This is a genomic window from Desulfosporomusa polytropa (assembly GCF_055380075.1).
In genome coordinates this window covers 4,925,339-4,938,855 of sequence record NZ_AP042400.1, presented here as the reverse complement: position 1 = coordinate 4,938,855, position 13,517 = coordinate 4,925,339, and the positions used below count along the sequence as shown (strand labels likewise).

At 45.7% G+C, this 13,517-nt stretch carries 8 protein-coding genes, 2 tRNA genes and 3 rRNA genes; 2 read left to right on the top strand and 11 right to left on the bottom strand.

The annotated features are described in order from the left end of the window. Positions 1–156 precede the first annotated feature (156 nt). The 6 genes from ACZ449_RS24725 to ACZ449_RS24700 all read right to left on the bottom strand — a co-directional run bounded on the left by ACZ449_RS24725 (position 157) and on the right by ACZ449_RS24700 (position 7,429). Positions 157–2,619 carry an ATP-dependent Clp protease ATP-binding subunit gene (locus tag ACZ449_RS24725; protein ID WP_464258696.1) on the bottom strand — a complete coding sequence of 821 codons (2,463 nt, stop codon included), beginning with the start codon at positions 2,617–2,619 and terminating at the stop codon, positions 157–159. Positions 2,620–2,658: 39 nt separating this feature from the next. Next, the gene (locus tag ACZ449_RS24720) at positions 2,659–3,729 is read right to left on the bottom strand and encodes a protein arginine kinase (RefSeq protein WP_464258695.1); all 1,071 of its coding nucleotides are present in this window, start codon (positions 3,727–3,729) and stop codon (positions 2,659–2,661) included. Between the two features lie 15 nt (positions 3,730–3,744). Further along, a complete protein-coding gene (locus ACZ449_RS24715) occupies positions 3,745–4,284 on the bottom strand; it encodes a UvrB/UvrC motif-containing protein (protein WP_464258694.1) in 540 nt (179 codons plus the stop codon). Between the two features lie 18 nt (positions 4,285–4,302). Then, a complete protein-coding gene (locus ACZ449_RS24710) occupies positions 4,303–4,755 on the bottom strand; it encodes a CtsR family transcriptional regulator (RefSeq protein ID WP_464258693.1) in 453 nt (150 codons plus the stop codon). 178 nt (positions 4,756–4,933) lie between these two features. Next, positions 4,934–6,118, bottom strand: a complete 1,185-nt coding sequence (locus ACZ449_RS24705; RefSeq protein ID WP_464258692.1) for a class I SAM-dependent rRNA methyltransferase — start codon at positions 6,116–6,118, stop codon at positions 4,934–4,936. A 126-nt stretch (positions 6,119–6,244) separates the two neighbouring features. Next, the gene (locus tag ACZ449_RS24700; protein ID WP_464258691.1) at positions 6,245–7,429 is read right to left on the bottom strand and encodes an FprA family A-type flavoprotein; all 1,185 of its coding nucleotides are present in this window, start codon (positions 7,427–7,429) and stop codon (positions 6,245–6,247) included. Positions 7,430–7,739: 310 nt separating this feature from the next. Between ACZ449_RS24700 and speD the strand changes: the two genes are divergently transcribed. Together speD and ACZ449_RS24690 are read left to right on the top strand one after the other, a co-directional pair. After that, positions 7,740–8,189 carry an adenosylmethionine decarboxylase gene (speD, locus tag ACZ449_RS24695; RefSeq protein WP_464258690.1) on the top strand — a complete coding sequence of 150 codons (450 nt, stop codon included), beginning with the start codon at positions 7,740–7,742 and terminating at the stop codon, positions 8,187–8,189. Positions 8,190–8,335: 146 nt separating this feature from the next. Continuing rightward, on the top strand, positions 8,336–8,830 hold the full coding sequence (locus ACZ449_RS24690; RefSeq protein ID WP_464258689.1) for a rubrerythrin family protein: 495 nt from the start codon (positions 8,336–8,338) through the stop codon (positions 8,828–8,830). 670 nt (positions 8,831–9,500) lie between these two features. Here ACZ449_RS24690 and rrf (ACZ449_RS24685) read toward each other — a convergent pair. The 5 genes from rrf (ACZ449_RS24685) to ACZ449_RS24665 form a co-directional block, all read right to left on the bottom strand. Then, a 5S ribosomal RNA gene (gene rrf, locus ACZ449_RS24685) occupies positions 9,501–9,617 on the bottom strand. A 130-nt stretch (positions 9,618–9,747) separates the two neighbouring features. Beyond that, positions 9,748–12,662 (bottom strand): 23S ribosomal RNA (locus tag ACZ449_RS24680). Between the two features lie 332 nt (positions 12,663–12,994). Then, positions 12,995–13,111: ribosomal RNA gene (gene rrf, locus ACZ449_RS24675) — 5S ribosomal RNA — on the bottom strand. A gap of 4 nt (positions 13,112–13,115) precedes the next feature. After that, positions 13,116–13,191: transfer RNA gene (locus ACZ449_RS24670), tRNA-Ala, on the bottom strand. Positions 13,192–13,303: 112 nt separating this feature from the next. Continuing rightward, positions 13,304–13,380 (bottom strand) — tRNA-Ile (locus ACZ449_RS24665). Between the last annotated feature and the right edge of the window lie 137 nt (positions 13,381–13,517).

The window sequence follows — 13,517 nt, the reverse complement described above, 5'->3', positions numbered from 1 at the left end:
TCATTCTCCTCTGATGTAGTACCTATAAGAATGTAGTACCAGAATGTATTATATGCATCACCTATGATGTGCAGTATAGCCTTATCTGCCAAACCAACGCGAAAAAGCACTCATTTTGAGTGCTTTTTCGCGTTTATAGAGCAATATTCCTGCTAATCATGCCCTTTTCGCAAACTTTAATTTACCAACGTCGTCGGTATCAACAATTACAGTATCGCCAGCAGCGATGGATTGACGGATAATCATCTCCGAAACCTCATCCTCAATCAGCTTTTGAATAGCACGACGCAGCGGCCGGGCGCCAAAAGCATGGTCACGCCCCTCTTTTAATAGCTCGTTTTTGGCTGTCTCCGTTAATTCCAGGCTTAAATCAGCAGCTGTCAAACGAATAGCTACCTCTTTAAGCATAATTTCTACAATCTGTTTCAAATCTTCGTCTGTCAGACTGCTGAAGACAATAATCTCATCAATTCGGTTTAAAAATTCTGGTCTAAATATCCGTTTAACCTCATCAAGTACCCGGGTTTTAGCGGCCTCGCCATCATTAGCCGTAGCTCTTTCGTCAGAGAGGAAACCCAAGCCAGCAGCGTCCTTTTTCAAATGCTGCGAGCCAATATTTGAAGTCATGATAATTACAGTATTTTTAAAGTCAACAGTCCGGCCCTGGCTATCAGTCAAACGCCCGTCTTCCAGTACTTGCAGCAGCATATTGAACACATCATAATGAGCTTTTTCAACCTCATCCAGAAGAATGACCGCAAAGGGCTTGCGTCGAATAGCATCAGTCAGCTGACCGCCTTCTTCATAGCCAACATAGCCAGGAGGCGCTCCAACAAGACGTGATACTGTATGCTTTTCCATATACTCAGACATATCCAGACGAATCATGGCCGTTTCATCGCCAAATAGGGCTTCCGCTAAAGCGCGAGACAATTCAGTTTTGCCAACCCCTGTCGGCCCCAGGAACAGGAACGAACCAATAGGTCGTTTCGGATCTTTAAGACCGGCCCGGGCGCGGCGTACCGCTTTGGCTACTGCCTGCACAGCCTGATGCTGGCCAATTACCCGGTTATGCAGAATTTCTTCTAACTTTAGTAACCGTTCTGATTCTTCTTCGGCTAATTTTTTAACCGGAATCTTCGTCCACGTAGCAACTACATGGGCAATATCATCAGCTGATACAACGATGCGTTCATTGCCCCGCTGTTTGGCCTCTTTCTGCTTGGTTTCCAGTTCTTCTCGAATTTGCTGTTCCATATCTCGCAGTTTTGCAGCCCGTTCAAACTCCTGAGAGGCAATAGCTGCTTCCTTTTCTGTGCGTGCCTGCTCTAAGCGTTTTTCCACTTCCTTGACATCAGGCGGAACAGAAAATGCCTGCAGCCGTACGCGCGAAGCAGCTTCATCCATAAGATCAATGGCTTTATCCGGTAAAAACCGATCTGAAATATAGCGATGCGAAAGCCTTACTGCAGCATCGATGGCCTCGTCGGTAATTTGCGCCCGGTGAAAGGCTTCATATTTGTCCCTAATGCCTTTTAGAATGTCAATGGCATCTTCAACACTAGGCTCACCCACAGTAATCGGCTGGAAACGCCGTTCTAAAGCAGCATCTTTCTCGATATATTTTTTATACTCATTAAGCGTCGTAGCACCAATGACCTGCAGTTCCCCTCTGGATAGCGCTGGCTTTAAAATATTAGCAGCATCAATGGCCCCTTCGGCAGCACCAGCACCAATGAGGGTATGCAGTTCATCAATAAATAAAATTACATTACCGTCTTCTCGAATTTCATCCATTACTTTTTTTAAACGTTCTTCGAATTCACCACGATACTTAGTGCCAGCAACCATAGATGCCATATTAAGCGACACTACCCGTTTATTACGCAGAATCTCCGGCATCTGCCCTTCGACTATACGTTTGGCCAAGCCTTCGGCAATCGCAGTTTTACCAACGCCAGGTTCGCCGATGAGTACCGGGTTATTCTTGGTCCGCCGTAAAAGGATTTGAATTACCCGCTCAATCTCCGCAGCTCGGCCAATCACCGGATCAATTTTTCCTTCCTGGGACATTTTATTCAGATCGCGGCCAAATTCATCTAAAAGCGGTGTTCCATTACTACCTGACAACGATTGACCGCCAGCAGCTTTAGATTTGGGCTGTGGTGCCTGTCCTGACATCGAATAGCCCCCTCCTAACAGCTCAATAACTCGCTGCCGCATAAGATTAATATCTACACCCAAGCCTGCTAGTACCTGTGCCGCAATTCCCTCACCCTCGCGAATGAGCCCAAGAAGAATATGTTCTGTCCCCACATAATTATGGCCTAGGCGCAATGCTTCTTCCATTGCCAATTCAATGACCTTTTTCGCGCGTGGCGTATAGCCAATATCACTGGTCTGTTCCTGCCCCTTACCAAGAATACTTTCCACCTGAACCCGTACAGAAGCTATCTCCAACCCCAATGAACTCAAAGCCTTGGCAGCCACTCCTTCACCTTCCCGCAGCAACCCCAACAATAAATGCTCTGTGCCAATATAACCATGACCATAACGAGCCGCTTCTTGCTGCGCCAGTATTAACACCTTGCGGGCTCTGTCTGTAAATCTATTAAACATAAGTACTTACCTCCTTTTTGACCTCACCTTGTTTTTGTATTAGCTTCCGTGCAAGCTTGACCGCACTAGTTGTGCCCGGAATTTATTGCGCTCTGCTTGATTCAAAGCAACCTCTCCCGACAGATTTTGCAGAAAATTAGGTTGAGTTGTCACCAACAACTGATTAAATACCGCAGCAGGTGCTTCGTCAATCACTCCCAAATCAATCCCCAGCCGCACCTCACTTAAGAGTGCCAAGGCTTCTGATGCTGACAGGCTTTGTGCGTACCGCAGTACCCCATAAGCTCGCCACACCCTGTCAGCAAGTGCATCTGGTGATTCATCCCTAAGAAGACTTCTCGCCATTCGTTCTTTATCAACAATTTGCTTAACAACACTACTTAGGTTGTTGATAATATCCTGTTCATTACGACCTAAGGTAACCTGATTTGATATTTGAAAAATGTTACCTGTTGCCTCTGTTCCTTCGCCGTATAAACCACGAACAGTTAGCCCTAACTGAGTTGCAATAGCCACCATTGTCCCCATTTGCTTGGTTATTGCCAAAGCTGGCAAATGGATCATAACCGATGCCCGCAAGCCAGTACCAATATTGGTAGGACAGGCTGTCAAATATCCAATATGTTCCATAAAGGCCAAACCGTGTTTGTTCTCAATAATATCATCCACCGTAGTCGCTTTTGTAAATGCGTCTTTCAGATTAAGACCTGCCTCCAAACATTGCAAGCGCAGGTGATCTTCTTCATTAACCATAATACTGACACTGGCATCATCGCGGACAATAAGCGCTCGGTTCTCAGGCTTGACAACATGATTAGGACTAACAATATGCTTTTCCACAAGGACATATCTAGCCAACGGTGATATTTTTTCAAGCTCGATAAAAGCGTATTCGTGCCCATCGTCTGCCATAAGGTCGGCTGGAATGGCCGTTAACTCAGCTACTATTTCACCAAGTTTAGCAACTGAGGCCCGGCCGGGAAAAGGCTGGTTGTTTAGGTTGCGAGCTAAGCGAATCCGACTGGAAAGCACAATTTCCCCTTCTGGACCTGAACCACTGAGCCAGGGCGTAAGTGGCTCACTTAGCAGGTTTTCTAAAATGTTAGCCATCTAGCATCCCTCCCCTTACTCTTGGCTGGCGTCAGAACCAGCAAGCTGTCTCTCCAGTACTTTTATTTCATCCCTAAGCTGAGCTGCCTGCTCATATTCTTCACGCGTAACATGCTGCGCTAGCTCATGACGTAAGCGCTTAATCAGTTGCTCTACGCCAAACCGCCTACCGCTGCGTTTAGGTACTTTGCCAGTATGCGCTGCGGTCCCGTGAATACGCTTAATTAACGGCTCCAATTGTCCAGCAAATGCCTGGTAACAACCACTACAACCAAATTTGCCACTATGGCAAAACTCACTATAACTAAGACCACAGTCTGAGCAGACAGGTTCAAGTGTTGGGCAGGCATTCTCCGGCAAGGTATAATCAAACATTTCTTTCAGAAAATCGTGAACAGAAAACTTGTTGCCAAAAATATTATTTATCCCTTTACCCATGATTTCGCCCGATTTTTGCGCACACTGCTCACACAAATGTTTCTCAATCTTTTGCTGGTTAATAATTTTAGTAATGTGCACACAGGCGGGCTCTTTTTGACATTCATCACATAACATATTCTTTTGCCTCCGCACTCATACTTCATTTTGGTTAGCTAAGGTCATCAATAATGACTTTAATAGCGGTACTCGCTCTTGGGCGGGAATTCGCTCATACACCACAGCAAAACATTTGCACACAAGCGCAGCTTCGCGACTAGTCATGAGGTTATGACTTCGCAAACGGGCGACAATGACTTTTACCTCTTCTAAGCTTATTGTTTCATCAATTTGATTAGCGGCATCTTGATATACGATGGTTTGCACCGGGATGCGGGCAATCCGGACAAAGCCGCCGGAACCGCGTCGTGATTCGACAATAAAGCCGCGTTCAATGGTAAAGCGGGTGCTAAGGACATACGTAATTTGCGAGGGTGCACAGGCAAGCTCTTCTGCCATCTCGTTGCGCCGCAGCATAATAATTTCGTCTTGCTCGCTTGCCATCTGTCGCAAAATCCATTGTTCAATCACATCGGCTAAATTGTTCAAATTCCCACCTCCCTTCTCACACTTTGACTTTAATTGACCTTTTGACTTTATTCTATTTTATTTTTTTTTATTTTGCAATACTCCTTAGATGGCAAATTAAAGCATAAGCGTTAATAATCATCGTTTATTGTTAAATATCTCTTACTTCATAACTATTACTCTATCAGGCATCATCGCATCATTCAACCACTTGCAAGACTAAAAATTTTAGGTAGTTAGTTTCCGCCGCCGCTGGTAAAATGGGATGATCCTTGGCTTGTGTCCGATACTCAACTTCACGGATGACACGTTTCGCATCCCGGGCAGCGTCAACAACAATCGCTTTAAATAAGTCCCGATCTATATGATAAGAGCATGAGCAGGTAACTAGATAACCTCCTGGCCGCGTCAGCTTAAGCCCGCGTAGGTTTATCTCCTTGTAACCACGAGCCGCTCCCTCGATATTGCTACGACTCTTGGTAAACGCCGGCGGATCAAGAATTACAACATCATATTGCCGGTGTTCCTCCACCAAAGACCTTAGAGCGTCAAAGGCGTTAGCCACCTCAAAATTACACTGCTCGCTAACACCGTTCATTTCAGCATTTTCCTTAGCCAATGCAATCGCATCTTCCGAAATATCAATAGAATGCAGGCTCTTAGCCCCATACAAGGCACTATGTACGGCAAATGAACCAGTATGGCAGAAACAATCCAATACTTCAGCATCTTTTACAATAGGTTCTAAGAACCGTCGATTTTCCCGTTGATCATAAAAAAAACCAGTTTTTTGCCCATTTTCCACATCAGCATAAAAAGGAATGTCATTCTCTTTTACAATAATTTTGGTGGGAAAGTTGCCCTTGAGATAGCCTTTGCGCATATCCAGACCCTCTAGCTTACGCACAGGCACATCATTACGTTCATAGATCCCCTCAGGAGAAAACAACTCCTCCAATACTGATATTATGGTCTCTTTATGAACATCAATCCCCAGGGATAATGTCTGCATAACCATATATTTGCCAAACTTATCAATAATGAGAGCTGGCAGAAAGTCAGCCTCACCATAAACTAACCGGCAATACTCCGGCTCTGCCAAAAAAGTCTGCCGATAGTGCCAAGCAGTCTCAATACGCCGCTTAAAAAAGTCGCGGTCAATAGGTTCTTGTTGGCGCGACAACAGGCGTACAATGATTTGGGAACGAGGATTGATATAGCCACGCCCAATAAACCGCTGGCGAAAGTTATATACATCAACAATATCTCCAGGCTGAAAGTCGCCGTCAATATAATCAAGTTCACTTTGGTATACCCAAGGATGGCCATTTTCCACCCGATGTTGGGCCCCTTTTCGCAAAAATACTTTAGTTATAATCTCCATTATTCTTTCTCCATTTCCTAATTCTTCTTTTTCAGTTTTTCCACCATTATAAAAGCATATATAGTGTGCTTCCACCACAGCTACAGTATGTAGAAAGGCAGCGCTCTAGCAGCACTGCCTAACCAGTTAGATTCTAGTCAATACTTTCCGCGCAAACTCGCGACCAAATTCAAAGCATTTATCCAATTCATCAGCATCCGGTACCCATTTAAGCGATAATCCTGGCTGTTCAACAGCTATCCCACTGCTAGTAAGCATCTCCTCAATTGCCTTCTGCGCACCGCCGCCCCAGCCGTAGGCACCAAATGACGCCCCAATTTTCCCAGTTGGCCGCAACCCCTTAAGGTACACAGTTAAAGCGCCCATAGTAGGCAACATACCGTTATTTAAAGTAGGTGAGCCAATTAGTACACCGCCTGCCGCTAACATATCCCGGACAACCTCACTCCTGTCAGCTGCTGACATCTTGTAAAGCTTGCCTGTAACACCAGTACTTGCTACCCCATCTAGTATCTGGCGCGCCATGCGCTCAGTACTTCCCCACATACTATCATAAGCAATAATCACTTTCCCCACCGTCTTACCTCGGCCCCAGTCCTGGTATTTAGCTACTATATCAGAAATATGCTTACGCCACACAACTCCATGGCTGGGAGCAATAACCTTAATCGGCAATTCTTTTAGCTTATCTACTGCTTTTACTACCATTTTACCAAAAGGCTGAAGAATATTCGCGTAATATTTTTCAGCTTCATAAAGCAGCTCAGAAAGATCATTCTCATCATCAAAGCGTTTGGTTGTAGATATATGCTGTCCGAAAGCATCATTAGAAAACAAGATTTGTTCGCCTGTCAAATAACTAATCATTGAATCAGGCCAATGCAGCATAGGTACAGGTACAAATTGCAGCTTGTTGCGGCCAAGGTCGAGCACATCTCCCTCTTTAACTACCTGAAAATCATAATTTTGCTGGTAATGCTTAATAATACCAGTACGGCCATGTTCAGTCAATAGCACCTTGGCTTGCGGCGCTCTGGTCATTACCACTGGCAGAGCACTGGAATGATCTGGTTCAATGTGATTGGTAATAATATAGTCAATTTTGCTCGGGTCAATAATTTCACTAATACGGTCTAGCAATTCCTGCGCAAAAGGGGCTTTAACAGTATCAATAAGACATACCTTTTCATCTATAATAAGGTACGAATTGTAGGTTACCCCCCGCGGTGTAGTATAACCGTGGAAATCGCGAAGATTCCAATCGACCGCACCAACATAATACACATTCTCTGATAGTTTAACCGTATTCATTAATTTTCGGCTCCTTCCATGTTTTTACATTATCTTACTACCTAATTTCTTAACTCTTCTCTTCACTGTCTATGCAAATAATTCCTGCTGCAGTTTAGGTAATGCTACTAATTATTATGTCTCAATAATTAATATGTGGATTTATTACGAAATTATCAAATAACTCTTTACATTCGTGTACAATCTAACTATAATGTAAAATTGTATAAATCTCATCTTATAACGGCAGATTACTATTTTCTATTATAAGTAAATTATGTTCACTTACCGCTGTATATAATCACGATTTTTCATAAAGGGGCGAACCATCATGACATGCATTGGGAGACATCTAACCATTGATATGTACGGCTGTAACTATGACCACCTTAATAACCTCGAATTTATTAAAACCGCTATGCTGACAGCAATTAGAGAAACTAATCTGGAAGTACTGGATTTAGTCGGTCATCAAACTGAGCCGCAAGGTCTGACAGTTATTGCCTTGCTAGGCCAAAGTCATATGAGTATTCATACCTTTCCCGAACAGCGCTATGTAGCTGTTGACATTTTTACCTCTGGTGATTATACCCGTCCTGATAGAGCGCTTACTGTTTTAAAAAGTTTTTTGAAGCCCGATAAAACTAGGACAACCAACATTATGCGCGGCGACTTTGGCTTACAAAAAGATATGAAACCCCGCATACGAGTGAGCATTGCACCACTTCGCCGTGTGCGCAATACGAGCGCTCGAGTTTGGCGGTTTCTGCGCAACAAATAAAAAAACAGCCAGTTCGCTGGCTATATTTTTGTCCTCCTAGCAGGTACTCATCTTGTAGATATATTTTTATTGACAAAGTAAGGAAAATAGATAATAATAATCCATAGATAATAACGGTTTATTAAATTTCAAGGAGGAATTTCCTAATGAGTACTACTGATAAGAATCTTGCTGCCGCTTTTGCGGGCGAATCACAAGCTAATCGCAAATATCTTGCTTTTGCCAAACAAGCTGACAGTGAAGGACATGCCCAGGCAGCTAAACTATTTCGTGCTGCTGCTGAGGCTGAAACTATTCATGCTCATACTCACCTAAAAACAATGGGCGCAATTAAATCAACTGCAGAAAACCTCCAATCCGCTGTAGAAGGTGAAACCTATGAGTTTGAATCTATGTACCCTGATTTCATTAAAGTAGCTAAAGAAGAGAATAATACGGCAGCTGTCCGCACCTTTACTCTTGCTAACGAAGCTGAAAAAGTTCATGCTGAGCTGTATAAAAAGGCACTCGCCAATATTGGTAATGATGAAACCTATGAGTATTATATCTGCGCAGTGTGCGGTCATATTGCCGAAAAAGGTGCTCCAGAAAAATGTCCTATCTGTGGAGCTAAATCCCAAGCTTATAAAACTATAGGTTAAGAACTACATATATACACACCAAACCCAACCTGTTAAGGTTGGGCTTTTATTTTCCAGCTGCTTCGTTGTCACTGCCGACGTCGCCTCCGCCATACTTTTCAGTACGACTACGGAAAGGGGTTTTACTTTTGGCATTGCCCCAAAAGTAACAAAAGGTCTAGGCCCTAAGCCTCCAAAAGCTGAAAAGCCAGGCGATATTCCTAAAATCCGTAAACTCGCTACGCTCAAACAGTACGGATTTTTTTACGGAATACCGCCCGGCTTTTCTCCTGCGGAACGCTTTTTCCGGCAAAGGCCGGAGGTTACGGGAGTTACAAGGGTTGCCGGGGTACCATCTTACGACCGCCTGTGGCGGGTTTATACTTGACACCCCTTGTTTTATAAGGCCTCCGCGACTTCCAAAACTTAAAAAACACCTACACATAGGTGTAGGTGTTTTGATCAACCAGCAACTTCCTAATCTCCCAGGCCAATCCAACCAAGTACCTTCGACTACTACGACCGTCCATAGCACCCCATCTGCTTCGTTGTCACTGCGGGCGTCCCCTCCGACGTACTTCCAGTACGACTACGGCGACGTCCTCGCTCCGCCTAGCACCTGGGGCACTCTGAACGTTCTAAACTTTAAGGCAATAAAAAAACACCTATACATATAGTAGGTGTTTTAATCAACCAGCAACTTCCTAATCTCCCAGGCCGTTTCCAACCAAGTACCTTCGGCGTTTGTGGGCTTAACTACTGTGTTCGGTATGGGAACAGGTGGGACCCCACAGCTATCGTCACTGGATTATTCGACATTCGATTGTCGATTTACGACTTTCGATATGTCTATTATGAAGGTGTGTTCCTTCAAAACTTCACAGAAGAAAGACTGCGCATTAGTCTTATCAATGTTTGCACTTCATGCAAACGAGGTTTAAGTCAAGTCCTCGGCCTATTAGTACCAGTCAGCTGCATGGATTACTCCACTTCCACATCTGGCCTATCTACCTTGTAATCTCCAAGGGGCCTTACTTCTTTCGAATGACAGACCTCATCTTAAGGCTGGTTTCACGCTTAGATGCTTTCAGCGTTTATCCTTTCCGAACGTAGCTACCCAGCTCTACTCCTGGCGGAATAACTGGTACACCATTGGTTCGTCCACTCCGGTCCTCTCGTACTAGGAGCAGTTCCCTTCAAGTCTCTTACGCCCGCGATGGATAGGGACCGAACTGTCTCACGACGTTCTGAACCCAGCTCACGTACCACTTTAATGGGCGAACAGCCCAACCCTTGGGACCTACTTCAGCCCCAGGATGTGATGAGCCGACATCGAGGTGCCAAACCTCCCCGTCGATATGGACTCTTGGGAGAGATTAGCCTGTTATCCCCAGGGTAGCTTTTATCCGTTGAGCGATGGCCCTTCCACTCGGTACCACCGGATCACTAAGCCCGACTTTCGTCCCTGCTCGACTTGTCTGTCTTGCAGTCAAGCTCCCTTCTGCCTTTACACTCTTCGCGCGATTTCCATCCGCGCTGAGGGAACCTTTGGGCGCCTCCGTTACTCTTTCGGAGGCGACCGCCCCAGTCAAACTGCCCGCCTGACACTGTCCTCAGTTTCGTTACTTCTTGAGTTAGAATTCCAGTAAATAAAGGGTGGTATCCCAACATTGACTCCAACAAGACTTGCGTCCTATTCTCTCAGTCTCCCACCTATCCTGTACATCATTTACCAAAACTCAATGTCAGGTTGCAGTAAAGCTCCATGGGGTCTTTCTGTCCAGTCGCGGGTAACCTGCATCTTCACAGGTATTTCAATTTCACCGGGTCCCTCGTTGAGACAGTGCCCAAGTCGTTACACCTTTCGTGCGGGTCGGAACTTACCCGACAAGGAATTTCGCTACCTTAGGACCGTTATAGTTACGGCCGCCGTTTACCGGGGCTTCAATTCACAGCTTCGATTGCTCTAACCGCTCCTCTTAACCTTCCGGCACCGGGCAGGTGTCAGCACCTATACGTCAGCTTTCGCTTTAGCAGGCACCTGTGTTTGTGGTAAACAGTCGCTTGGGCCTCTTTTTTGCAACTCATTTTCGCTTCAACCGTTTCAAGTCTACACGATATATAAGCTCCCCTTTTCCCGAAGTTACGGGGACATTTTGCCGAGTTCCTTAACGAGGGTTCTCCCGCGCACCTTAGGATTCTCTCCCCGCCTACCTGTGTCGGTTTACGGTACGGGCACCTATTATCTCACTAGAAGCTTTTCTTGACAGTGTGGGATCAATCAATTCACCGTTATCGCTAACAGCTACCCATTACTTCTCAGGTTCAAGTTGTGCGGATTTGCCTACACAACACCCTACAAGCTTAGACGCGAATTTCCATCCTCGCGCTCATTTACCCTACTGTGTCACTCCATCGCTCAAACGACTTTAGGTGGTACTGGATTTTTAACCAGTTGTCCATCGCCTACGCATCTACGCCTCGGCTTAGGTCCCGACTTACTCTGAGCGGACGATCCTTCCTCAGAAAACCTTAGGCTTTCGGTGGACAAGATTCTCACTTGTCTTTTCGCTACTCATACCGGCATTCTCACTTCTTATCAGTCCACATGTCCTTACGGTCATGCTTCGCTCCGATAAGAACGCTCCCCTACCCATGTCGTTAGACATGCCATAGCTTCGGTTCCGTGCTTTAGCCCCGGACATCTTCGGCGCACAATCTCTCGACCAGTGAGCTATTACGCACTCTTTAAATGGTGGCTGCTTCTAAGCCAACATCCTGGTTGTTTCGGAAATTCCACATCCTTTGCCACTTAGCACGGCATTGGGGACCTTAGCTGATGGTCTGGGCTGTTTCCCTTTTGACTACGGATCTTATCACTCGCAGTCTGACTCCCAGGTTAAAGTATATCCATTCGTAGTTTGACAAGGTTCAGTAATCTATAAGACCCCTAGCCCTATCAGTGCTCTACCGTCTATACTCATTACCTGAGGCTAGCCCTAAAGCTATTTCGGGGAGAACCAGCTATCTCCGCGTTCGATTGGCATTTCACCCCTATCCACAACTCATCCCAAAGCTTTTCAACGCTCACGGGTTCGGTCCTCCACGCATTTTTACCTGCGCTTCAACCTGGCCATGGATAGATCACTGCGGTTTCGGGTCTACAATAACTAACTATCGCCCTATTTAGACTCGCTTTCGCTTCGGCTCCATGTTTTCCACTTAACCTCGCTAGTTACTGTAACTCGCCGGTTCATTCTTCAATAGGCACGCCGTCGACCACATAAGGGTCTTCGACTGCTTGTAGACATACGGTTTCAGGTTCTCTTTCACTCCCCTCCCGGGGTGCTTTTCACCTTTCCCTCACGGTACTATGCGCTATCGGTCGCCAAGGAGTATTTTGCCTTGGAGGGTGGTCCCCCCTGCTTCCCACAGGGTTCCTCGTGTCCCGTGGTACTCTGGATTCTGATCCTCAAGCTCGATCTTTCGCTTACAGGGCTGTTACCTTCTGTGGCCTACCTTTCCAGGTAGTTCGACTAGATCTAGCTTGATTTATATCAGTCCGCAACCCCAAAGAGCAAAGCTCTCTGGTTTGGGCTCTTCCCCGTTCGCTCGCCGCTACTTAGGGAATCTCAATTGATTACTTTTCCTCCGGGTACTTAGATGTTTCAGTTCCCCGGGTGCCCTCCTAACTTACGTTAGGTGACGGTGCATTACCACCGCCGGGTTCCCCCATTCGGAAATCCAGGAGTCAAAGCTTGCTTGCAGCTCTTCCTGGCATATCGGAGCTTACCCCGTCCTTCGTCGGCTCTTGGCGCCTAGGCATCCGCCGTATGCCCTTATTAACTTGACTTAGCTGCAACTGTCTATAAGCCGCCATCTGCTTCGTTGGTCCTCGAAATGTTTGCTTGCGTACGTTAGTACGTGGCGCTGCACACTTCTCCGGTCCGCCTCGCAGCTGACACCTTCTAGCCAGTTTCGCCTGCCTCACACTTTGCTTTCGCTAATGTAAGGACTTTTTTAGAATCCTAATTGCGCTTCGTTAAGTTACTTCTACATATTTGCATATGAGAGGTAATTTTACTTTGCTTTCTTCTGTGCAGTTTTCAAGGAACAGTGGAACATCTATGTTATCAGAACCACTTGTATGTTTCAACAAGTAAGTTTTGGCAACTTTCATTCCAAAACCGGCAACTTCCTAATCTCCCAGGCCGTTTCCAGCCAAGTACCTTCGGCGTTTGTGGGCTTAACTACTGTGTTCGGTATGGGAACAGGTGGAGCCCCACAGCTATCGTCACTGGATATATGGTGGAGACGAGCGGGATCGAACCGCTGACCCCCTGCTTGCAAGGCAGGTGCTCTCCCAGCTGAGCTACGCCCCCATATAAGAATAATTGTGATACCAGATATTAGATGTGTGATATGTGGGTTTTGAATTTGCAAAGCAAATTCGTCTCACGCCCACTTCCAACTTCCCGCATCTCACATCACAAATGGTGGGCCTAAGTGGACTTGAACCACTGACCTCACGCTTATCAGGCGTGCGCTCTAACCAGCTGAGCTATAGGCCCATTAAGGAACTGTTATATTATCATAGCGTACTGTATATTTCAACAAGTACGTTTTGATAATTTGCATTCCCTCAAAACTAAACAATGTAAGAGTATCATCAGCCAAGATGTACCGACCTAGAAGTTAGTTCAGTTGT